The sequence below is a fragment of the Rhodoferax sp. GW821-FHT09E07 genome, assembly GCF_059416145.1.
This window is the reverse complement of the sequence record NZ_JBWKOP010000006.1, coordinates 1-22825: the sequence shown is the minus strand read 5'-3', so window position 1 is coordinate 22825 and position 22825 is coordinate 1. Positions and strand designations below refer to the sequence as shown.

The window sequence follows — 22825 nt, the reverse complement described above, 5'->3', positions numbered from 1 at the left end:
AAGCACCGGGATACCGGTGCTTTTGTAAAACTGCATCTTGGTGTGCAGGGTTTGTTGTTCGTTGTTAGCCGTCTCCTCGGCGTCGTTTCAAGCTTGGTCTTTGCAGACCTCGCAGTTGCTGTCAGGTGCTGCGTTGGAAAGAAATGTATCCGCCTTGCAGGGCTTGCGGCATCAGGACAAACCCTTCATTGGTGTGCCGCAGCGGCGTCCTCCGCAATCCACTGCGCGGCTTTCTCCGCAATCATTAGCGTGGGCGAGTTGGTGTTGCCGCTGGTGATCAACGGCATCACGCCCGCGTCCACCACGCGCAGGCCGGCGACGCCGCGTACCTGCAGGCGGCTGTTGACCACGGCCAGCGGATCGTCGTCTCGCCCCATCTTGGTGGTGCCCACGGGGTGGAAGATGGTGGTGGCAATGTCGCCCGCCAGTTGGGCCAGCTCGGCATCGCTCTGGAACTGCACGCCGGGCTTGTACTCCTCGGGCTGGTACTTGGCCAGCGCGGGTTGGGCCACGATCTTGCGCGTCACGCGCAGCGAGTCGGCGGCAATCTGTCGGTCGGTGTCGGTGCTCAGGTAGTTGGGGGCAATGGCGGGTGCATCCTTGAAATCCGCAGTCTTGATCTGCACCGTGCCGCGGCTGGTCGGGTTCAGGTTGCAGACGCTGGCGGTGAAGGCATTAAAGGTGTGCAAGGGCTGGCCAAAGGCGTCCAGGCTCAGCGGCTGCACGTGGTATTCCAGGTTGGGGTGGGGTTGGTTGGCGTCGCTGCGCGTGAAGGCGCCGAGCTGGCTGGGCGCCATGCTCATGGGGCCGCTGCGTTTGAACGCGTATTCGAGGCCGATCTTTGCCTTGCCCCACAGGCTGTTGGCCTGTACGTTCAGCGTGGACGTGTTCTTGACCTTGAACACCGCACGGATCTGCAGGTGGTCCTGCAGGTTGGCGCCCACTCCAGGGATGTCTTGCACCACGGCCACACCCCGTGCCTGCAGCAGCTCTGCCGGACCCAGGCCCGACAGCTGCAGGATGTGCGGTGAGCCTACGGCTCCCGCGCACAGCAGCACCTCGGCCCGCGCGGTGGCGGTCACCATTTCGGCCCCGTTCCACACCTGCACACCGGTACAGCGCAGGGGGGTATCGCCACCGGTCTGCGGCTCCACCACCAGTTTGGCTGCCTGGGCGCCCGTCCACAGTTCGAAGTTGGGGCGCGCGTAGCACATGGGGCGCAAAAAGGCCTTGGCCGTGTTCCAGCGCCAGCCGGCTTTCTGGTTGACCTCGAAGTAGCCCACGCCCTCGTTGTTGCCCCGGTTGAAATCGTCGGTGGCGGGGATGCCGGCTTGCGTGGCCGCCTGGGCAAAGGCGTCCAGCACGTCCCAGCGCAGGCGCTGCTTTTCCACACGCCATTCGCCGCCCGCTTTGTGGTGGCGCAGCACCTTGCGGTAGTCGGTGGCGCTGTCTTGCAGCAGCGGCGAGGGCGCACCCTTGGCCCCATGCAGCGCGCTGTCGCCGGCGTGGTGGTCTTCGTGCAGCTTGAAGTAGGGCAGGCTGTTCTCCCAGGTCCAGTTCGCGTCACCCGTCAGCTGGGCCCACTGGTCGTAGTCGCGGGCTTGGCCGCGCATGTAGATCATGCCGTTGATGCTGGAGCAGCCCCCCAAGGTTTTGCCACGCGGGTAGCGCAGGCTGCGACCATTCAGGCCGGCCTCGGCCTCGGTGTTGAACAGCCAGTCGGTGCGCGGGTTGCCAATGCAGTACAGGTAGCCCACGGGGATGTGGATCCAGTGGTAGTCGTCCTTGCGGCCGGCCTCGACGAGCAGCACGCGCTTGGAGGCATTGGCACTGAGCCGGTTGGCCAGCAGGCAACCGGCCGTGCCCGCGCCAATGATGATGTAGTCGAAGGTGGTGTCGTTCATAGCAGCAGAAAAAAGGCGGCAGACACCGCGGTAGGGAGCAGGGCGCCCAGCAGCAGGCCGCCCGCGCCTATGGATTGGTGGGCAAAGCCCGCGCGCAGCAGGGCGGCGCCTGCGGGGTTGGGGGCATTCGCAATCACGGTGAGGCCACCGCCGGCCACGGCACCAGCCATCAGCAGGTACTTGGCAGAGTCGGACATGCCCTCGATCAGGGAGCCCAAGTAAGTCAGCGCCGCGTTGTCGGTCACCGCGGTCAGGCCCAACGCACCAAAGAACAGGGCGGTGGGCGCCAGGCCCGACACCAGGGGCTGCAGCCACCACTGCTGCATGCCACCCAGCACCACCAGCCCGGCCAGGAAGAAGCCGACCAGCAGCCCCTCCTTGAGGATCAGCGGGTTCTGAAAGCGCGCATAGGCCTGCGTGTACCCCAGGAAGAACAGGAACAGGCCCAGAAACAGCACCGGGTGGTGCGCCAGCACCACCACACCGGCCAGAAACGCCAGGTGCACGGCGCTGACCACCCAGGGCACCGGCGTGGTGTTGGCGGGCGTGGCAACGGGGGGCGCAGTCTTCAGATGCGACCGCAGGTACAGCACCACGGCGGTGGCGTTCACCAGCACCGCCAGGGCGGCCTTCCAGCCAAAGGTGTGGACCATGAAGGCCGTGTCCCAGCCCCAGGTATTGGCCACCATGAGCACGGGTGGCGCGGCGTACGAGGTCAGCGTGCCGCCAATCGAGATGTTCACGAACAGCACGCCCAACGCGGCGTACTTGGCGCGCTCGGGCATCTGCGGCGTGAAAATTTGTGGCGCCAGCATCAGCGCGGCCAGGGTCATGGCGGCGGGTTCGGTAATGAGCGAACCCAGCAGTGGCACCACGGCCAGACCCAGCCACACCAGCACCGTGGTGGTAGGCAGTGGCACTGCGCTGGCGATGGCCAGCAGCAGCGCACGCACGGCCTCCAGCACCGGGCGCGAGGCGGCCACCACCATCACCACGCAGACAAACAGCGGCTCGGTGTATTGGCGCGACTCGGCGTAGTCAATCGCCTGCTGGCGGCCTGAGAGCAGCGCCATGCTGGCCACCAGCACAAAGGCCCAGAAACCAAACACCACCTCCACCTCACCCAGCAGGTGCAGCAGCCCGGCATGGCGCGGGTGGCGGTGCGCCAGGCGCTCAAACGCCTTGGCGCCAAAGGTGTGCAGCAGTGCCACGCCAAACAGCACGGCGCCCACGGTGTGCATCAGGTCGCCCTGCAGGGGTGCGCCGGCCATGCGGTTCAGGTCCCGGTCCAGACCGGTTTGCGCTTTTCCTGGAAGGCCTTCTGGCCCTCGCGCGCATCGTTCGTCAGCGTGAACAGGGCAATCTGGCTTTCGGTGAAGGCCATGGATTCTTCAAATGCCATGGCCTCCACGGTCTTCATGGTGTACAGCCCGCGGCGGATGGCAGCGGGGGATTTGTCCAGGATGCGGTCCAGCAGCCATTGCAGCTTGGCGTCCACGTCGTCGTCCACATGGTTCACCAGCCCGCACTGCAGCGCCTGCGTACTGGTGATGGGCTCACCGGTGATACACATCTCGGCCAGCGTGCGCCGCGGAATCAGGTGTTGCAGCACGCTGAGCACCTGTGCCGGGAACACGCCCACCTTGACTTCGGGCAGGCCAAAGGTTGCATGGGTAGCGGCCACTGCCATGTCACACATGGACAGCAGCCCCATACCGCCGGCCAGGCAGAAGCCGTTCACCCGCGCCACCATGGGGATGTGGCTGGCCCGTGCCACGCGCAAGAGCTTGGCCAGATGGGCGTGGGGTTCGGAGTAATCAGAGGTAAACACCTTGGAGGCCTGCAAATCGGCCCCGGCACAAAAGGCCTTGGGGCCTGCGCCGGTAATGACAATGGCGCGGATACTGCGGTCGCTCTGCGCATCGGCAATGGCTTGCGCCATACCGGCAATCACGCCATGGCTCATGGCGTTGCGCCGCTCCTCGCGGGTGATGGTGAGCCACAAAACCGGGCCCCGTTGCTCCACCTGCAGCTCGGTGGCACTGTCTGCGTTGTGCTGAATGTCCATGGTGTCTCCTGGAGAGCTATTTTGCTTGCAATTCGTAACGGGTACGATGCGAACCTCAGCCACTCTCTCCCAGACCTGCCCGTGGAGGATTCTCAGCCCCGCATCGCTTTGCTCACTGCCACCGCGCCCTCGGTCGTGGCCCTGCATGGCCGTTGGACGGCGGATCACCTGGCCGTGCCGGCCACTTGGCAGGCCCTGCAACAGGGCCTGCAGCAAGCGCAGGCCGCCAGCGCTGCAGGCCAGGCCCCGGTGTGGGAACTACGCAGCCTGCAGCGCCTGGACCATACGGGCGCCCAGGTGCTGTGGAATGCCTGGGGCCGCCACTGGCCCGAACAACTGGAACTGTTGCCCACGCAGCGCGCCATGCTGGCGCGCGTGGCGCAGTTTTCGGTGCCTCCGCCACCCCAGCAGCGGGCTTCGCTGACTGCGGTGCTGGCTGTGCTGGGGCGTCGCATGCTGGGCGTGCTGGCGCATCTGGAGGGCGCAGTGCGCCTCATTGGCCAGCTGTGGCTGGATCTGTTGCACCTGGTGCGCAGCCCGATGCATGCCCCCTGGCGGGATATCTCCGGCCATTTGTACCGCATTGGCGCCACCGCCCTGCCCATCACCGCGCTGGTGGGCTTTTTGATTGGTGTGGTGCTGGCGTACCTGATGTCCCAGCAGCTGCGCCAGTTTGGTGCGGACACCTTCATCGTCAACATCCTCGGGCTGTCGCTGATCCGTGAGCTGGGGCCGGTGCTGGCTGCCATCCTGATTGCCGGGCGTTCGGGCTCAGCCATCACCGCGCAGATCGGGGTGATGCGCGTGACCGAGGAGCTGGACGCCATGCGCGTGCTGGGCATTGCCAAGGGCTATCGCCTGGTCATGCCGCGCACCCTGGCCATGGCGCTGGCCATGCCGCTGCTGGCAGTGTGGACCACGCTCGCCGCGCTCCTGGGCGGCATGTTGGCCGCCGACCTCGCCATGGGCCTGTCCCCGGCCTACTTTGTGACGGCGCTGCCCAAGACGGTGGACATTGCCAACCTCTGGCTGGCCATGGCCAAGAGCACAGTGTTTGGTGTGCTCATTGCGCTCATCGGCTGCCACTATGGCCTGCGCGTGAAACCCAACACCCAGAGCCTGGGGCAGGGCACCACGGCCTCGGTGGTCACCTCCATCACCGCCGTCATCTTGGTGGACGCACTGTTCGCCGTGCTGTTCAAGGGGGTAGGCGTATGACCGAGGCGCGCAAACCCATTGTGCAGATCGAGAAGCTGTGGTCCACCTTCCGCACCGCGGGCCAGACCAGCGTGATCCACCAGGACCTGGACCTGACGATTGAACGCGGCGAGTTCCTCTCTATCGTGGGCGGGTCCGGCAGCGGCAAGACCGTGTTGCTGCGCCAGATGCTGGGCCTGGAGACGCCCACGCGCGGCCGCGTGACCGTGCAGGGTCGTCCGGCCGATCAACTGGGGCGTGCCGGCGCTGCCAGCCGCGTGGGCATGCTGTTTCAGCAGGGGGCGCTGTTCTCGTCGTTCACGGTGCTGGAGAACATTGCCTTCCCGCTGCGTGAGCTGGGCACGCTGCCGCCCCAGCTGGTGCGCGATGTGGCCATGGTCAAGCTCCAGATGGTGGGGCTGGAGGCGCGCCACGCCCACAAGATGCCCGCCGACTTGTCGGGTGGCATGGTCAAGCGCGTGGCACTGGCGCGCGCGCTGGTGATGGACCCGCCGCTGCTGCTGTTGGACGAGCCCACGGCCGGGCTGGACCCTGATAGCGCGGACGGCTTTTGTGCCCTGTTGCAAAGCCTGCACCGCGAGCTGGACCTGACCGTGGTGATGGTCACCCACGACCTGGACACGATTTTTGAACTCAGCACCCGGGTGGCCGTGGTGGCGGACAAGCATGTGGTGATCAACGCCCCGCCCCGCGAGGTGGTGGCCTTTGCGCATCCGTTTGTGCAGGACTTTTTCCGCGGTGGGCGCGGGCACCGGGCGCAGGCCCTGTTGCACCCCACCCCGGATGCCGTGTAGAAAGACAGACTTATGGAAAACAAATCCCACGCCTTTGCCGCCGGCGCCTTTGTGCTGGTGGTGGCGGCCTTGCTCACGGCGCTGGCCGCCTGGCTCACGCGCGATACGACGGAGCAGCGGGTGTTCGAGATCTCCAGCGCCGAAGGCGTGACCGGCCTGCAAACACAAGCCGGGGTGCGCTACAAGGGCGTGATGGTGGGCCGTGTGACCGACATTGCGCTGGACAGCGTGCAGCGGGGCAATGTGTTGGTGCGCATCGCGGTGAACGACGCGGCGCCCATCACCACGTCCACTTTTGCCACGCTGGGGTTTCAGGGCGTGACCGGCCTGGCCTTCATCCAGCTCGATGACAGCAACACCGCCAGCCCGATGCTGGAAGGCAGCGGTGGCCAAGTGCCACGCATTCCCATGCGTGCCAGCATGTTCTCGCGTCTGTCCGAGCAAGGCGGCAACCTGTTGAGCCAGCTGGAGCAGGCCAGTGTGCGCGTGAACGGGCTGTTGGCCGTGGACAACCAGAAGCAGCTGATGGCTGCGATTGGCAACCTGGGCCGCGCCGCGGCCAGTGTGACGGCGCTGACCGAGCACGCCGACCAGGTGCTGGGCCCCAAGACCGGGCCCGACGCCGTGAGCCTGCCGCGCATGGCCGCGCAGGCGGATGCCACCCTCAAGAGCATGCAGGCCACGGCCGATCGCCTGGGTGCAAGCGCTGACGCGGTACGCACCTCGGCCGCCGAGTTCCAGCGCACTTCGCGCCGCATGAACGAGCCTGGCGGCACGCTGGACAAAATTGCCCAGAGCACCGAGGCGCTGGCCCACACTAGCCGCCAGGTCAACGCCCAGCTGCTGCCGCGCCTGAGCCGTGCCACCGACGACACCGCACGCGCCGTGCGCCAGGTGGGCCGTGCAGCGGACACCGTGGGCGACAATCCCCAGTCCCTGCTGTGGGGCAAGGGCGCCGCCACACCGGGCCCAGGCGAACACGGCTTTGTGGCGCCCGCTGCTGGTGCGGGCGGGCCATGAACTTTCAAGGATTTGCTATGAAAAACCTAGCTGCTCGCGCATATTCCACGGGGGCTAGAGGCCTGTTTGGCTTAATATTTCTGGGCGCACTGGCTGGTTGTGGCGCCACCCGACCCAGTGTGAACGCCGCGGTCTACGACTTTGGCCCCGGCGTGGTGGCCGAGCAGCCCACGAACCGCATGGCCCCTTTGCCGCCGCTGGCGCTGGGCGAGGTGCAGGCCAGCGTTGCGCTGGACAACCTGGCCGTGGTCTACCGATTGGGCTATAGCGATTCCCAGCAACTGCGCCCCTATGCGCAGGCGCGCTGGAGCATGCCGCCAGCCCAGTTGCTGCGCCAGCGTGTGCGCGAGGCCTTGGGCCAGCGCCGCGCCGTGGTGAACCTGGCCGACGGCGTGCTGCCTGCACCCGGCAGTCTGGTGCTGCGCCTGGAGCTCGAAGAGTTCAGCCAGTTGTTTGAAACCACCGACCGCTGCGCCGGCGTGCTGCGCCTGCGTGCCACCCTGGCCCAGGTCGGCAGTGGCGGCGACAGCCTGGTGGCCCAGCGCAGTTTTGTGGCCCAGCAGCCCAGCACCAGCGCCGATGCCGCTGGCGGGGTGCGCGCCCTGACCGTGGCCACGGATGCCGTGGTGGAGCAACTGGAGCAGTGGGTGCAGCAGACCCAGGCCAGCCTGCCGGCGCGTTAGCCCATGCCCGAACGACTTGAATTGACGTCGCTGCCGCTGTTCCCGCTGAACACGGTGCTCTACCCCGGCAGCACCCTGCAGCTGCAGATCTTCGAGGTGCGCTACCTGGACCTTATGGGCAAGTGCCACAAGACCGGTGCCCCGTTTGGCGTGGTCTCGCTGACCCAGGGCAGCGAGGTGCGCCGCGTCGACCCGCAGGCGCCCAGCGGCGATGGCTTTGCACACGAGGCCTTTGTGGATGTGGGCACCCTGGCCACCATCACCGAATTTTCGTCACCCCAGGCCGGGCTCATGTTGCTGCGCTGCACCGCGGGGGAGCGGTTTCGCATCACCCAGCGCAGCCGCCTCAAACATGGGTTGTGGGTAGCCGATGTACAGGTGCTGCCGCCGGATGTGCCCACGCCAGTGCCCGACGATTTGCAATCCGTGGTGCAAGCCCTGGACAACCTGATCCAGCGGCTCAAAGACCACCCCAATGGCCAGGCCCTGCCTGTGGAACCACCCCACCGGCTGGACGATGCGGGTTGGGTGGCCAACCGCTGGTGCGAGTTGCTGCAGTTGGCGCCCCACCTCAAGCAAAGCCTGATGCAGCTGGAAAACCCGCTGCTGCGGCTGGAACTGGTGGGCGACATCCTGAACCGCTCGGGCATTGGCCCCTGAGCGGGAGGGTGGCGTGCGGCGCGCTCAGTGCGCCAGCGCCGGGAACAGCTTGGTCAGGCCGTCGGACATCACCTCTACCGCCAGTGCCGCCAGAATCAGACCCATGAGACGGGTCATCACATTGATGCCGGTCTTGCCCAGAATGCGCGCAATCGGCTGCGCCAGCGAGAAACAGATGGCGGTGGCCAGCGCAATCACCACACCGTAGCCCACCAGTGCTGTGAGCTGCAGGACGGTCTTGGCCTTGTCGGCATAAATCACCACGGTGGACATGGTGGCCGGTCCGGTCAGCAGCGGAATGGTCAGTGGCACCACGGCAATGCTGGCGCCCATGGCCGCTTTTTCGGCGCCGTCTTGCAGTTCATGGGTGCTGGTCTTGGCTTCGGCCGGCTGGGCGTTCAACATGTTGAGTGCACTGGTCAGCAGCAGCATGCCGCCACCCACCTGAAAGCTTGCCAGCGAGATACCGAAGAACTCGAGAATTTGCAGGCCCAGCAGTGCGCTGATGGCAATCACGATGAAGGCGCTGAATGACGACACCCACACCGTGTTGCGCCGCTGCTCATAGCTGAAGCCCTGCGTGTAGTGGATGAAAAACGGCACGATGGCCAGCGGGTTCACGATGGCCAGCAGGGTGATCAGCGGTTTGAGGTCCATGGAGGGGTCCTAGAGCAGTGGGTGGGGCATGGTACTGCGGCTAGCGCCCGCCGCCCACATCCAGAATCGCGCCCGTGGTGTAGCTGGCCGCATCGCTGAGCAGCCAGACGATGGCATTGGCAATCTCCTGCGCTGTGCCGGGGCGCTGCATCGGCACTTGCGGCGCCAGGCGCTGCGCGCGGTCAGGCTGGCCACCGCTGGCGTGGATCTCGGTGGCAACGATGCCGGGGCGCACCGCGTTCACGCGGATGCCCTCGTCGGCCACCTCGCGCGCCAGGCCCACGGTGAAGCTGTCAATCGCGCCCTTGCTGGCAGCGTAGTCCACATACTGGTCGGGTGAGCCCAGCGTGGCGGCCACGCTGGAGAGGTTGACGATGGCGCCGCCGCTGCCACCATGGCGCGTGCTCATGCGCAGCACGGCTTCGCGTGCGCAGACCATGCTGCCCAGCACGTTGGTGGCAAGCATGCGTTGCATGCGCGCCACCGACATGGCCTCTACGCGGCTGGCCACGTCCACCACGCCGGCGTTGTTCACCAGCGCCGTGACCGGCCCCAGCTTGGCGTCCACCTTGGCGAACATGGCCAGTACTTCGGTCTCCACCGCCACGTCAGCTTTCACGGTCAGGGCGTTGCCGCCCTGCGCGCGAATCTGGCGCACCACCTCGTCGGCGGCCAGTGAGTTGTTGCGGTAGTTCACGGCGACGGCATAGCCGGACTGTGCCAGCGAAAGGGCCGTGGCCGCGCCAATGCCGCGGGAGGCGCCGGTGATGAGTGCGATGGGCTGCATGGCGCCATGGTAGCGCGCTGGTTTTTGGGGTATGTTTGTGGCCATGCTCAATACGCAAACCTTTGCCGCCTACTGGTCCGGCCCGGTGGTGGACGCCAACATTTTTGTGCTGCTGCACCTGCTGGGGGCGTTGGCCCTCGGGCTCATGGTGGGCTATGAGCGGTCCTACCACGGGCGCGCGGCGGGCATGCGCACCTATGGGCTGGTGTGCATGGCCTCGGCCGCCCTGGCGGTTATGGGTGGCTACTCCCATTTTTGGTACGGTGGCATGAGCACCACGCTGTTCAGCAACGGCGACCTCTCGCGTGTGATGCAGGGCATCCTCACCGGCATCGGTTTTCTGTGTGCTGGCGTCATCATGAAAGAGGGCTTCAACATCAGCGGTCTGACCACGGCGGCGTCTCTGTGGGCCTCATCGGTCATCGGTATTTTGGTGGGCGTTGGCCTGTACGCGGCTGCCATGTCGCTGGCGCTGCTCAGCGCGTTCTGCATGGTTTGGGTGTCCAAGCTGGAGAGCTGGCTGCCCTCGCGCCAGGCCGTGGCCATCCGGCTCACCTTCAACCCCGGCTACCGACCGGTGGAGGCAGCCCTGCGGACCATGGCGCATGACCGGGGCTATGACATTGCGGGCGGCACCATCGTCATTTCCATGGAGGCCGAGGCCTTCACCTGGAATTTTGTTGCCGTGGCACGTAGCCGAAAGAAAATGGCCCCCATTTCCGACTTGGCGTCGGAGATGGGGCAGTTCCCTGGCGTGCAACGCTTCCACGTAGCCTACGCGCGCAACTAACCACGTACTTTTCAGGAGTTGAACCATGGGTGTTTTGTCGAAAGGATGGGGTGGCGCGTTGCGCCGCGCAGGTGTGTTGGCGCTGTCGGCCTTGTTGGCCGCGGGCGCGGTGCAGGCCCAAACCGGCCCCGTGCATTTGCTGGTGGGCTTTCCGCCCGGCGGCGGCACCGACGCGATCGCCCGCACCCTGGCGGACAAGCTCAAGGACCAGCTGGGCATGCCCGTGGTGGTGGAAAACAAGGCCGGTGCCGGTGGCCAGCTGGCCGCCCAGTCACTCAAGGCCGCTGCGCCTGACGGCCTCACGCTGTTTCTCACGCACGACCACACCATCTCCATCCTGCCCCAGGTGGTGAAGAACCCCGGCTTTGACCCCGGCAAAGACTTTGTGCCTGTGGCCGGGTTTGCCACCTTTGTGAACGCGCTGGCCGTGTCGGAGCGCACGCCGGCGAAGTCGGTCAACGAGTACGTGGCCTGGGTCAAGTCGCAAGGCGGCAAGGGCGCGGTGGGGGTTCCGGCACCAGCGTCCACCCCCGAGTTTCTGGTCGGCGTGATTGGCAAGAAATATGGGCTGGACCTGCAGGCCGTGCCCTACCGCGGCAGCGCGCCCATGATGGGTGACATGCTGGGCAACCAGATTGCCGCCGGTACCGGCTCGGTGCCTGACTTCATCGAGAACCACAAGGCCGGCAAGATCCGTGTGGTGGCGGTGCTGGGTGCGCAGCGCCAGGCCACGCTGCCCGAAGTGCCCACGCTGGCCGAGTTGGGCCTGGCAGGCTTTGAAGACATGCCGTACTACGGCATCTTTGCCCCAGCCGGTACGCCCAAGGCCGCGATTGACAAGTTCTCCGAGGCATTGGCCAAAGTGGTGGCCCAACCCGACGTCAAGGAGCGCCTGACGGCTATGGGGCTGACCGTGGGTTTCATGGACGCGGCCACGCTGGCCCGGCGCGAACAGGCCTACACCAAGGTCTGGACCAAGCTGATCAAAGACAGCGGGTTTGTCGCGCAATGAACACCGAAACCCTCAACCTCACGGCGGCCGACGGCTTCGTGGCACCTGCCTATGTGGCACACCCGGACGGAACGCCTCGGGGCGGCATTGTGGTGCTGCAAGAGATTTTTGGGATCAACGACCATATCCGTGCTGTGGCGGATAGCTACGCCGCCCAGGGCTACCTGGCCATGGCTCCGTCCACCTTTCACCGTGTGCAGGCCGGGGTGGAGCTGGGCTACACCCCCGAGGACGTGGCCGCAGGCGTGAAGCTCAAGGCCGCGGCGGAGGGCTTGCCTGCGCCTGGCGTGCTGCTGGACGTGCAGGCCGCCGTGCATGCGGCGGCCCAAGCCGGTCCGGTGGGCGTGGTCGGTTATTGCTGGGGCGGCCTGCTGACCTGGCGTGCTGCATGTTTGCTGGCGGGCATCCGCGCTGCGGTGCCGTACTATGGCGGCGGCATGACGACACCGGCCGAAGTGGCGCGCCAACCGCAGTGTCCGGTGCTGGTGCATTTTGGTGACCAGGACCATTCCATTCCGCTGGCGGGAGCGCTCGCTTTCCAGGCTGCCCACCCGGAGGTGCGCGTGGAAATCTACGACGCCCAGCACGGTTTCAATTGCGACCACCGCGCGGCCTACAACGCCGTGGCTGCAGTGCTGGCGCGCCAGCGCACGCTGGACTTTTTCGCGGAACATTTGCGCGCCTAAGGCGCGGCTGCTAGCGCTCGGCGCGGGCTAGGTAGCGCTTGCGCCAGAAGAACACGGAGAGCCCCACCGCCGTCAGCAGCATGGTGCCCAGGGCCCACCAGAAGCCGTTGTGTACATGGACGAACGGGATGAACTCGAAGTTCATGCCAAAGATGCCGGCGATCAGGTTCAGGGGCAGGAAGATGGCGGTCAGCACCGTCAGCGTGCGCATGATGTCGTTGGTGCGGCTGCCCTGCACGCTGAAGTGCATCTGCACTGCCGTCTCCACGCTCTGCTCCAGCCGGCGCACGTGGTGCACCACGCGCTCAATGTGTTCCAGCACGTCGCGGCTGCGCACCTGCAGCAGCTCCCGTTCGCGCGCTTCCGCCGGTGTCAGCGTTTCGGGCCAGGTTTTCACGGCCTCAATCCAGTCCTGGATGCTGGAGCGCTGCTCTTCGCAGGTTTCGTCCAGCTGGTGCAGCGCCATGCGTGCGTCCAGCAGAGAGGACCAGTTCTTGAACCGCGCGCGCGGGCTCAGAAGTTCCGATTGCCAGTGGTCCAGCTGTTGCGTCAACTCCCGTCGCAGGGCCAGGTAGCCGTCCACCATGTGGTTGACGATGCGCAGCATCAGGTCGGCCGGGCTGGTGGCAATGCGTGCGCCAGCGGCGCGCGATTCGCTGCTGGCGGCTTGCAGCAGTTTGGTGGCGTAGGCATCGCGCACACCACAATCGGCGGGGTGCACGGTAAGCAGCACGCGGTCAAACACGGCAAACCCGACTGGGCTGGTATCAATGCGCCGCAGAATGGGCGGGCCACCGCGCGCAGGCGCACTGTGCAGGGGCTGGCCGGGCTGGTCCAGATCCGTGGGGCGGCTGCCCGCTGCCAGGCGACGGAACACCAGCACGTCGTACTGCGAGGTGTAGTCGTAGTGCGAAGGCAGATGGTTGTTGATCAGGTCTGACACATGCAGGTCCACCAGCTGCGTGCCGCACAGGGTTTGCAGCGTGGCCTGGATCTCAGCCTGGGTCACCTCGAACTCGCGCCGCGCGCAGGCTATCCAGATGAAACCCTGCTCCGGCAGGCCCGCAGCGTTCAGTGGCGCCAACTCTTGGCTCTCGGTCACGCCGTGGGGCTGGATGTGGAAGATGCGCATGTCGGGCGTTGTGGAGGGTGTTGATGGATAAAAACAAGTGCTAGCCCCCGCCCATTATGCGCGAGCAGCTCCTGTTTTCATAGCATTCAGGCCCGCAGGGCCTTGGCTGCGTCAATGGCAAAGTAGGTCAACACGCCATCCGCCCCGGCGCGCTTGAAGGCGAGCAGGCTCTCCAGCATGACAGCGTCGTGGTCCAGCCAGCCGTTCTGTGCGGCGGCCTTGAGCATCGCGTACTCGCCGCTCACCTGGTAGGCAAAGGTGGGTACCTTGAACTCGTCCTTCACGCGGCGCACCACGTCCAGGTAGGGCATGCCGGGTTTGACCATCACCATGTCCGCACCTTCGGCAATGTCCATGGCCACTTCGCGCAGGGCCTCGTCGCTGTTGCCGGGGTCCATTTGGTAGACCTTTTTGTTGCCCTTGCCAAGATTGCCGGCCGAGCCCACGGCGTCGCGGAACGGGCCGTAGAAGGCGCTGGCGTACTTGGCGCTGTAGGCCATGATGCGGGTGTGCACCAGCTTTTCTGCTTCCAGTGCTGCGCGGATGGCGCCAATACGGCCGTCCATCATGTCGCTGGGCGCTAGGATGTCCACGCCGGCGCGGGCTTGCGTGAGCGCCTGCTGGACCAGCTGGGCCACGGTTTCCTCGTTCAGGATGTAGCCGTTCTCCTCCGGCCGCGTGTCGGGCAGACCGTCCTGGCCATGCGTGGTGAAGGGGTCCAGCGCCACATCGGTCATCACGCCCAGGTCCGGGAATTCCTTTTTCAGCGCCCGCACCACGCGTGGCACCAGGCCGTTGGGGTTCAGCGCTTCGGCGCCGTCATAGGTCTTGAGCGACTGGTCCACCACCGGGAACAGCGCCATCACCGGAATGCCGAGTTTCACGCATTCTTCCGCTACGGGCAGCAGCAGGTCCAGGCTCAGGCGCTCCACGCCGGGCATGGATGCAATCGGTACGCGCTGCTTCTGGCCGTCCACCACGAACACCGGATAGATCAGGTCATGGGCTGTGAGGGCGTTTTCGCGCACCAGGTTGCGGGTAAAGCTGTCGCGGCGCAGGCGGCGTGGGCGGCCAAGGGGGAAGGGGGCGTAAGGCGTCATGGGGAAAATTGTGCCTGAATCCGTGGGCACCCCCTTGGGTTGCGCGAGGGGCAGATCCGTGCAATACCACAGCACTTCACGGGGGATTTACAAAAAAGTGCTTGTCACACGGCCGCAACATTGCTAAATTCCACTCCGGATAGCTTGCTATCCCCCGCTTTTCCTCCCTGAGCGGGGCCTTGATGTGTGACAGCAAATAGGCTTACTACCCCAGCCCTGTGCTGGGGTTTTTTTTTGCCTGTGCTTTTGTCGTTCTCTCTTTTCTCTCGCTGGGGCGGGATGGCTGAGCGTTTTGCTCCGTGTCCCCTGCGCCGCTTCTACCGCGGGCTCCTGCGCGCATGCGTATCAACGACTACACTTTCCCCATGCTCTGGGTCAAAGCCTTTCATATCGTCTTCGTGGCCAGCTGGTTTGCAGGCCTGTTCTACCTTCCCCGCATCTTTGTGAACCTGGCCCTGGTGCCACCAGGCTCCGAGGCTGAGCGTGCCCGGTTGCTGCTCATGGCGCGCAAGCTCTTTCGCTTCGCCACCATGCTGGCGGTACCGGCGATAGCGCTCGGTGCTTGGCTGTGGCTGGGCTATGGCGTTGGCCGCGGCCCGGGCAACGGATGGATGCATGCCAAACTCTTCATGGTGCTGCTGGTGCTGGGCTACCACCACGGCTGCGGCGTGCTACTGCGCAAACTGGAGGCCGGCACCGTGCAGCGCAGCCACGTGTGGTTCCGCTGGTTCAATGAAATTCCGGTGCTCATGCTGGTGGTCATCGTGGTGCTGGTGGTGGTCAAGCCGTTCTGACGGAACTGCAGCATGCACAAATCCGCCGCTTGGCCCCTGGCCCTCTTGTATGCGGCGCTGGTGGTGTATGCCAGTCTTTATCCCTTTGTCGATTGGCGTGACCAAGGCATTGCGCCGTGGGAATTCCTGTTCGCGCCCGTAGCGCGCTATTGGACTGGCTTCGATGTCGGCGTGAATGTGGTGGGCTATGTGCCTCTGGGGGCGCTTTTCACTCTGGGCGCGCTGCGCACCGGTCGAAGCCAGCGCCCGGTCCTGGGCCCCATTCTGGGCGTGGCATTGATCTCCCTGCTGATGGAAAGTCTGCAGAGCTACCTCCCCGTGCGCGTGCCCTCCCGAGAAGACTTTTTGCTCAACACCTTGGGTGGGGCTATCGGTGCAACGGCGGCCTCCCTGCTGGAGAAGTTCGGGGCGATTGACCGGTGGAACCGCATCCGTGCGCGCTGGTTCGTCCCGCAGTCGCGGGGCGGCCTGGTATTGCTGGCGCTGTGGCCTGCGGCATTGCTATTTCCCGCTTCCGTGCCGCTGGGGCTGGGACAAGTGATGGAGCGCTTGCAGCAGGCGTTGGCGGAAGGCCTGGCGGACTCGCCCTATGTGGTGTGGTTGCCCATTCCGGATGTCGGACGCAGTGCGCTGGTGCCCGGTGCCGAGATGCTATGCGTGGCGCTGGGCCTGCTGATTCCCTGTTTGCTCGGGTTTTGCATCATTCGGGTGCTGGCGCGGCGCTGGATACTGGTGGCCTTGATGCTGGCGGTCGCGGTCGCGACCAGTGCATTGTCGGCCGCCCTGAGTTGGGGGCCTGCGCACGCCTGGGCCTGGCTGGACCTGCCGGCACAAATGGGGCTGGTAGCGGGGGTGCTGCTGGCACTGGGGTTTGCGTTCATGCCCTGGCGCGGCAGTGCTGCATTGGCGCTGGGGGCGCTGGGGGTGTATTTGAGTCTCTTGAACCAGGCGCCCGAAAGCCCTTACTTTGCCCAGACCCTGCAGGACTGGGAGCAGGGCCGTTTCATCCGTTTTCACGGGCTGGCCCAGTGGCTGGGCTGGCTGTGGCCCTACGGGGCCATGCTGTATTTGCTGTCGCTGGTGGGGCGGCGCGGCACAGAAAACTAAAATCGGCGCATGAGCGACACCACCCCTTCTCCCGCCTCGTACTACGAGCGCCACATCTTTTTCTGCTTGAACCAGCGTACCAACGGCGAAGACTGCTGTGCCCAGCACCAAGCGCAGGAAGCGTTTGACCGCTGCAAACAACAGGTCAAAGCCGCAGGCCTGGCCGGTCCCGGCAAGGTGCGCGTGAACAAAGCCGGTTGTCTGGACCGCTGCGCGGCCGGCCCCGTGGCCGTGGTGTACCCCGAAGCCGTCTGGTACAGCTTTGTGGACACCCAGGACATCGACGAAATCGTCGAGTCCCACCTCAAGAACGGCAAGGTGGTGGAGCGCCTGCTGACGCCCGCGCATCTGGGACGCTGATTAAGAGGGTTTTAGGCCTCTAGCCCCCGTCAATACTGCGCGAGCAGCTATGTAATTGATAGTGATTGAATGAACGCTTCTACCCAAAAATTCTCGGTCCCCGGCCCTGCCGGTGCCATCGAGGCGCTGCTGGACCTGCCCGCGGATGGCGTTGCGCGACGCGGCACCACGGTGATTGCCCACCCGCACCCGCTGTTTGGCGGCACCATGGACAACAAGGTGGTGCAGACCATTGCGCGGGCGTTTGTACTGTCCGGTTGGCGCGCCGTACGCTTCAATTTCCGGGGTGTAGGTGCCAGCGAGGGCGCGTACGACGAGGGGCGGGGGGAGCTGCAGGATTTGTTGGCTGTCATCGCCCACAGTGCGCCCGAGGGTGAGCTGGCGTTGGCCGGCTTCTCGTTTGGTGCGTTTGTCACCAGCCATGCGGTGGCGGCCGTAGCGCCGCGCCAGCCGGAGGCCGTGGTACTGGTGGGTACTGCCGCCAGCCGTTTCACGGTGGCGCCCATTGCCCCCGAGCTGCACGACCGTACGCTGGTGTTGCACGGTGAGCAGGACGACACCGTGCCCCTGGCCGACGCCATGGCCTGGGCCCGCCCGCAAACCCTGCCCGTGACAGTGGTCCCCGGTGGCGGACATTTCTTTCATGGACAATTGCCGCTTCTGCGCAGTCTGGTGGCACGCCACCTGCGCACTGTTTGAGTTTTTGCTTTTTCTTTTCTTCCCTACCTCCCCATGAAATCCTTTTTTGCGGCCCTGTTGGCCTTTTTGAGCCTGGCCGTTGCGGCCCAGGCGCCCCAGCCTCCGGAAGTGGCGGCCCGCGCCTACCTGTTGCTGGACGTTACCTCGAACCAGATCCTGGCTTCCAAAGACATGGACATGGCCGTAGAGCCGGCCTCGCTGACCAAGCTGATGACGGCTTATTTGGTGTTTGACGCGCTGCGCAGCAAGAAGATCGACTTCAAGCAAACCTTGCCTGTGAGCGAGCGTGCCTGGAAGATGCCTGGTTCGCGCATGTTCATCGACCCCAAGATGCAAGTGCCCGTGGAAGACCTCATCAAGGGCCTGATCGTGCAGTCTGGCAACGACGCCACCATGGCACTTGCCGAGGGGGTTGGCGGCACGGCCGAACGTTTCGTGCAAATGATGAATGACCAGGCCAAGGTGCTGGGCATGAAAAACACCACCTACAAGAACCCCGAAGGTCTGACCGAAGCCGGCCACACTACCACCGCGCGCGACCTGAGCATCCTGGCTACGCGGTTGATGGCGGACTTTCCCGAATATGTAGGCTTTTACGCGATCAAGAAGTACCGTTACCCCGGTTCCCCCGCCGCCAATGACAGCAACCGCAATCTGTTGCTGTTTCGCGACCCCACGGTGGACGGCCTGAAAACCGGCCACACCGACGCTGCCGGCTACTGCATGGTGGCCACCGCCAAGCGCGATTTTCCGCAATTGGTTACCGCCGGCGCCCCCGCTGGAACGCCGGCCGCTGCGGGTAGCCGCCGCCTGCTGTCCATCGTGTTGGGCGCTGATAGCGAGAATTCTCGCGCCAACGAATCCCAGAAATTGCTGAACTGGGGCTACACCGCGTTTGAGGCTGTCAAGCTGTTTGATGCCAACCAGGCTGTGGTCAGCCCCAAGGTCTGGAAGGGCGCCTCTTCGGAGGTCAAGGCCGGGCGCCCGCAATCCATCGTGGTGGCGGTGCCCGCCGGCACGGCCGGACGCCTGAAGACCGAGGTGGTGCGTGCGGAACCTTTGGTCGCACCTGTGTCCAAGGGCCAGCAAATTGCCACGCTGCGGGTGTTGGCGGGAGACCAGGCCGTGGCCGAAGTGCCGCTGCTGGCCCTGGAAGCCGTCGATCAGGCGGGCATTTTGGGTCGCGCTTGGGATGCCTTGCGCCTCTGGATTCGCTGAGGCCCGGCGCCAGATTGCGTGTAAACCCTCAATCTGGTACATTAGAAGGCTTTTCGGAAATTCCGAAGGGATTCACGTTTTCGTAATATTCAAACGTTTAGGGACGTTTTTCAATGCCAACCATTAACCAACTCGTGCGTCAAGGCCGTGAGGTCGAGACCATCAAGTCGAAGAGCCCTGCCATGCAGAACTCTCCGCAGCGTCGCGGTGTGTGCACCCGTGTGTACACCACAACGCCTAAAAAGCCCAATTCCGCTCTGCGTAAAGTTGCCAAAGTGCGCTTGACCAACGGTTTTGAAGTCATTTCCTACATCGGCGGTGAAGGCCACAACCTGCAGGAACACAGCGTGGTGCTGGTTCGCGGCGGTCGTGTCAAGGATTTGCCCGGTGTGCGTTACCACATCGTCCGCGGTTCGCTGGACTTGCAAGGCGTGAAAGACCGCAAGCAGTCTCGCTCCAAGTACGGTGCGAAGAAGCCAAAGGCCAAGTAAATTGACCTGGATTCGTGGTCGCAAGCCAGGAATTCGAAAAAGTAAAAGGTGTTTGTTTGCTGCGTGGCGCAGTGAATAAACGAAGTGACCCGCTGTTTGGGTCGAGTAAGTGAGAGTCTTATTGATTAACTCTCAAGGTGCCCTTCAACCGGTGCCAACTGAAGCAAAGAGGTGTAGAAATGCCACGTCGTCGCGAAGTCCCTAAACGTGAAATCCTGCCGGATCCCAAATTCGGCAATGTAGAGCTGTCCAAATTCATGAACGTGATCATGGAAGGCGGCAAGAAGGCTGTTGCAGAGCGCATCATTTACGGTGCCCTCGAGCTGATCGCCAAGAAGCACCCCGATAAGGATCCTCTGGAAGCCTTTACCGTTGCTATCAACAACGTCAAGCCCATGGTGGAAGTGAAATCCCGCCGCGTGGGTGGTGCCAACTATCAGGTGCCTGTGGAAGTGCGCCCTGTCCGTCGTCTGGCTCTGTCCATGCGTTGGATCAAGGAAGCGGCCCGCAAGCGCGGTGAAAAGTCCATGGCCCAGCGCCTGGCCAACGAAATGTTGGAAGCTACCGAAGGCCGTGGCGGCGCCATGAAGAAGCGTGACGAAGTTCACCGCATGGCTGAAGCCAACAAGGCCTTCTCTCACTTCCGCTTCTAAAGCGGTACCCGCGGCTTTCAAGCGTCGAGTGGTCCTGGCAGCGCAACAGCGCTGTCATTTAGACCGCTCACACTTTGAAGGCCGCACGCTAGGCTGCGCTGTGCAGTCGGCGGTTTACAGAATTTGATCAACCAAGGATCCATCATGGCTCGCACTACTCCCATTGAGCGCTACCGCAATATCGGTATTTCTGCGCACATTGACGCCGGCAAAACCACTACCACCGAGCGTATTCTGTTTTACACCGGTGTGAACCACAAGATTGGTGAAGTGCACGATGGTGCGGCCACCATGGACTGGATGGAGCAAGAGCAAGAGCGCGGTATTACCATTACCTCGGCTGCTACAACCTGCTTCTGGAAGGGTATGGACACGTCCTTCCCCGAGCACCGCATCAACATCATCGACACCCCCGGACACGTGGACTTCACGATTGAAGTGGAGCGCTCCATGCGCGTGCTGGACGGCGCTTGTATGGTGTACTGCGCAGTGGGTGGCGTGCAGCCCCAGTCTGAGACCGTGTGGCGTCAGGCGAACAAGTACAAGGTGCCTCGTCTGGCCTTCGTGAACAAGATGGACCGTACCGGTGCCAACTTCTTCAAGGTCGTGGACCAGATGAAGCTGCGCCTGAAGGCCAGCCCCGTGCCCATCGTGATCCCGATCGGCGCCGAAGAAAACTTCACCGGCGTGGTGGATCTGCGCAAGATGAAGGCCATCATCTGGGACGAAGCCTCTCAAGGCATGAAGTTCACCTTCGAAGACATCCCTGCCGACTTGGTCGCAACTGCCAAGGAATGGCGTGAAAAGATGGTGGAAGCTGCTGCTGAAGCCTCTGAAGAACTGATGAACAAGTACCTCGAAGAGGGCGAGCTGACCGAAGAGGAAATCACCGCTGGTCTGCGTGCGCGCACCATCGCTGGCGAAATCCAGCCCATGTTGTGCGGTACTGCGTTCAAGAACAAGGGTGTGCAGCGCATGCTGGACGCCGTGATTGAACTCATGCCTTCTCCTCTGGACGTGAAAGCCATCAAGGGCTTTGACGAAGACGAAAAAGAAACCACCCGCAAAGCGGACGACAACGAAAAGTTTGCTGCGCTGGCATTCAAGCTGATGACTGACCCGTTCGTGGGTCAGCTGACATTCGTGCGTGTGTACTCCGGCGTCTTGAAGAAGGGTGACACCGTTTACAACGCGGTCCGCGGCAAGAAAGAGCGTATCGGTCGTATCGTGCAAATGCACGCCAACAACCGCGAAGAAGTGGATGAAATCCGTGCGGGTGACATCGCTGCTTGCGTGGGTCTGAAGGATGTCACCACCGGTGAAACCCTGTGCGACCCCAATGCGGTGATTACGCTGGAGCGCATGGTGTTCCCTGACTCCGTGATCCGTCAGGCCGTGGAGCCTAAGACCAAGGCTGACCAGGAAAAAATGGGTATCGCGCTGAGCCGCTTGGCTGCAGAAGATCCTTCCTTCCGTGTGCAAACCGACGAAGAGTCCGGCCAGACCATCATCGGCGGCCAGGGCGAGCTGCACCTGGAAATTATTGTGGACCGCATGAAGCGCGAATTTGGTGTGGAAGCTAACGTGGGCAAGCCCCAGGTTGCCTACCGCGAAACCATCCGCAAGCAAGTGACCGATGTCGAAGGCAAGTTCGTGCGTCAGTCCGGCGGTAAGGGTCAGTACGGCCACGTGGTGTTGACCGTTGAACCGAACGAAGCCGGCAAGGGCTTTGAGTTCGTCGACGCCATCAAGGGCGGTGTGGTTCCTCGCGAATACATCCCTGCGGTGGAAAAGGGTGTGATCGAAGCGCTGAACCAAGGCGTGCTGGCGGGTTATCCCGTGGTGGATGTCAAAGTGACGCTGACTTTCGGCTCGTACCACGACGTGGACTCGAACGAAAACGCGTTCAAGATGGCCGCCATCTTCGGTTTCAAGGAAGGTTGCCGCAAGGCAAACCCCGTGATTCTGGAGCCCATGATGGCTGTGGAAGTGGAAACGCCTGAAGACTATGCCGGTAACGTGATGGGCGACTTGTCCTCTCGTCGCGGCATGGTGCAAGGCATGGACGACATGGTTGGCGGCGGCAAGGCTATCAAGGCTGAAGTGCCTTTGTCCGAAATGTTCGGCTACTCCACCACCCTGCGCTCCATGTCGCAAGGCCGTGCCACCTACACGATGGAATTCAAGCACTACGCGGAAGCTCCGCGCAACGTGTCTGAAGCCATCATGGCTGCACGCGCTAAGTAATTTGAATTTGTCTGCGACAGTGTGCCGCTCTGTGCCCGTGCGGAGCGAATCAGCAACACTGTGCAGACATAAAACCAACACACGGGTATAGCTCTTTTTGGAGAATTGAAAAATGGGTAAAGAAAAATTCACACGAACCAAGCCGCACGTCAACGTAGGCACGATTGGCCACGTGGACCACGGCAAGACCACCTTGACTGCTGCTATCACCACCGTGCTGGCAGCCAAGTTCGGCGGCTCTGCCAAGGCGTACGACCAGATCGACGCAGCGCCTGAAGAAAAAGCACGCGGTATTACCATCAACACCGCCCACGTGGAATACGAAACGGCCAACCGCCACTACGCCCACGTGGACTGCCCCGGACACGCCGACTATGTGAAGAACATGATCACTGGCGCTGCTCAAATGGACGGCGCCATCCTGGTCTGCTCCGCCGCTGACGGCCCCATGCCCCAAACCCGCGAACACATCCTGCTGGCTCGCCAAGTGGGCGTTCCCTACATCATCGTGTTCCTGAACAAGTGCGACATGGTGGATGACGCTGAATTGTTGGAACTGGTCGAAATGGAAGTTCGCGAACTCCTGGACAAGTACGACTTCCCCGGCGACAAGACCCCCATCATCCACGGCTCTGCCAAGCTCGCCATGGAAGGCGACAAGGGTGACTTGGGCGAAGGCGCCATCATGAAGTTGGCCGACGCACTGGACAGCTACATCCCCCTGCCCGAGCGCGCAGTGGACGGT

At 63.7% G+C, this 22825-nt stretch carries 24 protein-coding genes; 17 read left to right on the top strand and 7 right to left on the bottom strand.

The annotated features are described in order from the left end of the window. Positions 1–185 precede the first annotated feature (185 nt). From AC07OE_RS12730 to AC07OE_RS12720, 3 genes are read right to left on the bottom strand one after another with little or no spacing between them, the layout of a single operon-like run. Entirely contained in the window at positions 186–1904 is a 1719-nt protein-coding gene (locus AC07OE_RS12730; protein WP_495070937.1) for a GMC family oxidoreductase, read from the bottom strand. Further along, on the bottom strand, positions 1901–3175 hold the full coding sequence (locus AC07OE_RS12725) for a putative Na+/H+ antiporter (protein ID WP_495070936.1): 1275 nt from the start codon (positions 3173–3175) through the stop codon (positions 1901–1903). The genes AC07OE_RS12730 and AC07OE_RS12725 overlap by 4 nt, the downstream gene beginning before the upstream one ends. 5 nt (positions 3176–3180) lie before the next feature. Continuing rightward, positions 3181–3972 (bottom strand): enoyl-CoA hydratase/isomerase family protein, encoded by a 792-nt coding sequence (locus AC07OE_RS12720; protein ID WP_495070935.1) that lies wholly within the window; start codon positions 3970–3972, stop codon positions 3181–3183. An 81-nt stretch (positions 3973–4053) separates the two neighbouring features. Here AC07OE_RS12720 and AC07OE_RS12715 point away from each other — a divergent pair, with 81 nt between their 5' ends. The 5 genes from AC07OE_RS12715 to AC07OE_RS12695 are packed head-to-tail and all read left to right on the top strand — an operon-like array spanning position 4054 to position 8347. Further along, positions 4054–5190 (top strand): MlaE family ABC transporter permease, encoded by a 1137-nt coding sequence (locus tag AC07OE_RS12715; RefSeq protein ID WP_495070934.1) that lies wholly within the window; start codon positions 4054–4056, stop codon positions 5188–5190. Further along, positions 5187–5984 carry an ABC transporter ATP-binding protein gene (locus AC07OE_RS12710; protein ID WP_495070933.1) on the top strand — a complete coding sequence of 266 codons (798 nt, stop codon included), beginning with the start codon at positions 5187–5189 and terminating at the stop codon, positions 5982–5984. The genes AC07OE_RS12715 and AC07OE_RS12710 overlap by 4 nt, the downstream gene beginning before the upstream one ends. 12 nt (positions 5985–5996) lie before the next feature. After that, positions 5997–7004 carry an MlaD family protein gene (locus tag AC07OE_RS12705; protein WP_495070932.1) on the top strand — a complete coding sequence of 336 codons (1008 nt, stop codon included), beginning with the start codon at positions 5997–5999 and terminating at the stop codon, positions 7002–7004. Between the two features lie 17 nt (positions 7005–7021). Next, positions 7022–7687 carry an ABC-type transport auxiliary lipoprotein family protein gene (locus tag AC07OE_RS12700; RefSeq protein ID WP_495070931.1) on the top strand — a complete coding sequence of 222 codons (666 nt, stop codon included), beginning with the start codon at positions 7022–7024 and terminating at the stop codon, positions 7685–7687. Between the two features lie 3 nt (positions 7688–7690). Further along, complete coding sequence (locus tag AC07OE_RS12695; protein WP_495070930.1) at positions 7691–8347, top strand: LON peptidase substrate-binding domain-containing protein; 657 nt, start codon at positions 7691–7693, stop codon at positions 8345–8347. A 24-nt stretch (positions 8348–8371) separates the two neighbouring features. Here the strand turns inward: AC07OE_RS12695 and AC07OE_RS12690 are convergent, their stop codons facing one another. Both AC07OE_RS12690 and AC07OE_RS12685 read right to left on the bottom strand, forming a co-directional pair. Then, positions 8372–9004 carry a MarC family protein gene (locus AC07OE_RS12690; RefSeq protein WP_495070929.1) on the bottom strand — a complete coding sequence of 211 codons (633 nt, stop codon included), beginning with the start codon at positions 9002–9004 and terminating at the stop codon, positions 8372–8374. A 40-nt stretch (positions 9005–9044) separates the two neighbouring features. Next, positions 9045–9791, bottom strand: a complete 747-nt coding sequence (locus tag AC07OE_RS12685; protein WP_495070928.1) for an SDR family oxidoreductase — start codon at positions 9789–9791, stop codon at positions 9045–9047. Positions 9792–9834: 43 nt separating this feature from the next. Here AC07OE_RS12685 and AC07OE_RS12680 point away from each other — a divergent pair, with 43 nt between their 5' ends. From AC07OE_RS12680 to AC07OE_RS12670, 3 genes are read left to right on the top strand one after another with little or no spacing between them, the layout of a single operon-like run. Next, positions 9835–10581: an MgtC/SapB family protein gene (locus tag AC07OE_RS12680; protein WP_495070927.1), complete on the top strand. Its 747-nt coding sequence runs from the start codon at positions 9835–9837 to the stop codon at positions 10579–10581. A gap of 25 nt (positions 10582–10606) precedes the next feature. Next, positions 10607–11593: a Bug family tripartite tricarboxylate transporter substrate binding protein gene (locus AC07OE_RS12675; RefSeq protein ID WP_495070926.1), complete on the top strand. Its 987-nt coding sequence runs from the start codon at positions 10607–10609 to the stop codon at positions 11591–11593. Then, positions 11590–12279 carry a dienelactone hydrolase family protein gene (locus tag AC07OE_RS12670; RefSeq protein ID WP_495070925.1) on the top strand — a complete coding sequence of 230 codons (690 nt, stop codon included), beginning with the start codon at positions 11590–11592 and terminating at the stop codon, positions 12277–12279. The genes AC07OE_RS12675 and AC07OE_RS12670 overlap by 4 nt, the downstream gene beginning before the upstream one ends. Before the next feature lie 10 nt (positions 12280–12289). Here the strand turns inward: AC07OE_RS12670 and AC07OE_RS12665 are convergent, their stop codons facing one another. After that, positions 12290–13411, bottom strand: coding sequence for a magnesium transporter CorA family protein (locus tag AC07OE_RS12665; RefSeq protein ID WP_495070924.1), 1122 nt, complete (start codon positions 13409–13411; stop codon positions 12290–12292). Positions 13412–13497: 86 nt separating this feature from the next. Next, positions 13498–14511, bottom strand: coding sequence for a porphobilinogen synthase (gene hemB, locus AC07OE_RS12660; protein ID WP_495070923.1), 1014 nt, complete (start codon positions 14509–14511; stop codon positions 13498–13500). A gap of 365 nt (positions 14512–14876) precedes the next feature. On the opposite strand from hemB, the gene AC07OE_RS12655 reads away from it, so the two are divergent. The 9 genes from AC07OE_RS12655 to AC07OE_RS12615 all read left to right on the top strand — a co-directional run. Next, positions 14877–15305 (top strand): CopD family protein, encoded by a 429-nt coding sequence (locus tag AC07OE_RS12655; protein WP_495070922.1) that lies wholly within the window; start codon positions 14877–14879, stop codon positions 15303–15305. A 12-nt stretch (positions 15306–15317) separates the two neighbouring features. Beyond that, a complete protein-coding gene (locus AC07OE_RS12650) occupies positions 15318–16412 on the top strand; it encodes a VanZ family protein (protein WP_495070921.1) in 1095 nt (364 codons plus the stop codon). 9 nt (positions 16413–16421) lie between these two features. Continuing rightward, on the top strand, positions 16422–16772 hold the full coding sequence (locus tag AC07OE_RS12645; protein WP_495070920.1) for a (2Fe-2S) ferredoxin domain-containing protein: 351 nt from the start codon (positions 16422–16424) through the stop codon (positions 16770–16772). 69 nt (positions 16773–16841) lie between these two features. Beyond that, the gene (locus AC07OE_RS12640) at positions 16842–17471 is read left to right on the top strand and encodes an alpha/beta hydrolase (protein WP_495070919.1); all 630 of its coding nucleotides are present in this window, start codon (positions 16842–16844) and stop codon (positions 17469–17471) included. Between the two features lie 33 nt (positions 17472–17504). Continuing rightward, positions 17505–18689, top strand: a complete 1185-nt coding sequence (locus tag AC07OE_RS12635) for a D-alanyl-D-alanine carboxypeptidase family protein (RefSeq protein ID WP_495070918.1) — start codon at positions 17505–17507, stop codon at positions 18687–18689. Between the two features lie 113 nt (positions 18690–18802). Next, entirely contained in the window at positions 18803–19180 is a 378-nt protein-coding gene (gene rpsL / locus AC07OE_RS12630; RefSeq protein WP_011466063.1) for a 30S ribosomal protein S12, read from the top strand. Positions 19181–19359: 179 nt separating this feature from the next. Then, the gene (gene rpsG / locus AC07OE_RS12625; RefSeq protein WP_094477103.1) at positions 19360–19833 is read left to right on the top strand and encodes a 30S ribosomal protein S7; all 474 of its coding nucleotides are present in this window, start codon (positions 19360–19362) and stop codon (positions 19831–19833) included. A gap of 144 nt (positions 19834–19977) precedes the next feature. After that, complete coding sequence (gene fusA, locus AC07OE_RS12620; RefSeq protein ID WP_495070917.1) at positions 19978–22080, top strand: elongation factor G; 2103 nt, start codon at positions 19978–19980, stop codon at positions 22078–22080. Positions 22081–22192: 112 nt separating this feature from the next. Further along, positions 22193–22825, top strand: a 633-nt coding sequence (locus tag AC07OE_RS12615; protein ID WP_495070916.1) for a GTP-binding protein, incomplete at its 3' end; no start/stop codon positions are given.

Excerpts from the sequence above, each read along its gene's own strand:
- AC07OE_RS12730 (WP_495070937.1), bottom strand. The coding sequence starts at position 1,904 with ATGAACGACACCACCTTCGACTACATCATCATTGGCGCGGGCACGGCC.
- AC07OE_RS12725 (WP_495070936.1), bottom strand. The coding sequence starts at position 3,175 with ATGGCCGGCGCACCCCTGCAGGGCGACCTGATGCACACCGTGGGCGCC.
- AC07OE_RS12720 (WP_495070935.1), bottom strand. The coding sequence starts at position 3,972 with ATGGACATTCAGCACAACGCAGACAGTGCCACCGAGCTGCAGGTGGAG.
- AC07OE_RS12710 (WP_495070933.1), top strand. The coding sequence starts at position 5,187 with ATGACCGAGGCGCGCAAACCCATTGTGCAGATCGAGAAGCTGTGGTCC.
- AC07OE_RS12705 (WP_495070932.1), top strand. The coding sequence starts at position 5,997 with ATGGAAAACAAATCCCACGCCTTTGCCGCCGGCGCCTTTGTGCTGGTG.
- AC07OE_RS12700 (WP_495070931.1), top strand. The coding sequence starts at position 7,022 with ATGAAAAACCTAGCTGCTCGCGCATATTCCACGGGGGCTAGAGGCCTG.
- AC07OE_RS12695 (WP_495070930.1), top strand. The coding sequence starts at position 7,691 with ATGCCCGAACGACTTGAATTGACGTCGCTGCCGCTGTTCCCGCTGAAC.
- AC07OE_RS12690 (WP_495070929.1), bottom strand. The coding sequence starts at position 9,004 with ATGGACCTCAAACCGCTGATCACCCTGCTGGCCATCGTGAACCCGCTG.
- AC07OE_RS12685 (WP_495070928.1), bottom strand. The coding sequence starts at position 9,791 with ATGCAGCCCATCGCACTCATCACCGGCGCCTCCCGCGGCATTGGCGCG.
- AC07OE_RS12680 (WP_495070927.1), top strand. The coding sequence starts at position 9,835 with ATGCTCAATACGCAAACCTTTGCCGCCTACTGGTCCGGCCCGGTGGTG.
- AC07OE_RS12675 (WP_495070926.1), top strand. The coding sequence starts at position 10,607 with ATGGGTGTTTTGTCGAAAGGATGGGGTGGCGCGTTGCGCCGCGCAGGT.
- AC07OE_RS12670 (WP_495070925.1), top strand. The coding sequence starts at position 11,590 with ATGAACACCGAAACCCTCAACCTCACGGCGGCCGACGGCTTCGTGGCA.
- AC07OE_RS12665 (WP_495070924.1), bottom strand. The coding sequence starts at position 13,411 with ATGCGCATCTTCCACATCCAGCCCCACGGCGTGACCGAGAGCCAAGAG.
- hemB (WP_495070923.1), bottom strand. The coding sequence starts at position 14,511 with ATGACGCCTTACGCCCCCTTCCCCCTTGGCCGCCCACGCCGCCTGCGC.
- AC07OE_RS12655 (WP_495070922.1), top strand. The coding sequence starts at position 14,877 with ATGCTCTGGGTCAAAGCCTTTCATATCGTCTTCGTGGCCAGCTGGTTT.
- AC07OE_RS12650 (WP_495070921.1), top strand. The coding sequence starts at position 15,318 with ATGCACAAATCCGCCGCTTGGCCCCTGGCCCTCTTGTATGCGGCGCTG.
- AC07OE_RS12645 (WP_495070920.1), top strand. The coding sequence starts at position 16,422 with ATGAGCGACACCACCCCTTCTCCCGCCTCGTACTACGAGCGCCACATC.
- AC07OE_RS12640 (WP_495070919.1), top strand. The coding sequence starts at position 16,842 with ATGAACGCTTCTACCCAAAAATTCTCGGTCCCCGGCCCTGCCGGTGCC.
- AC07OE_RS12635 (WP_495070918.1), top strand. The coding sequence starts at position 17,505 with ATGAAATCCTTTTTTGCGGCCCTGTTGGCCTTTTTGAGCCTGGCCGTT.
- rpsL (WP_011466063.1), top strand. The coding sequence starts at position 18,803 with ATGCCAACCATTAACCAACTCGTGCGTCAAGGCCGTGAGGTCGAGACC.
- rpsG (WP_094477103.1), top strand. The coding sequence starts at position 19,360 with ATGCCACGTCGTCGCGAAGTCCCTAAACGTGAAATCCTGCCGGATCCC.
- fusA (WP_495070917.1), top strand. The coding sequence starts at position 19,978 with ATGGCTCGCACTACTCCCATTGAGCGCTACCGCAATATCGGTATTTCT.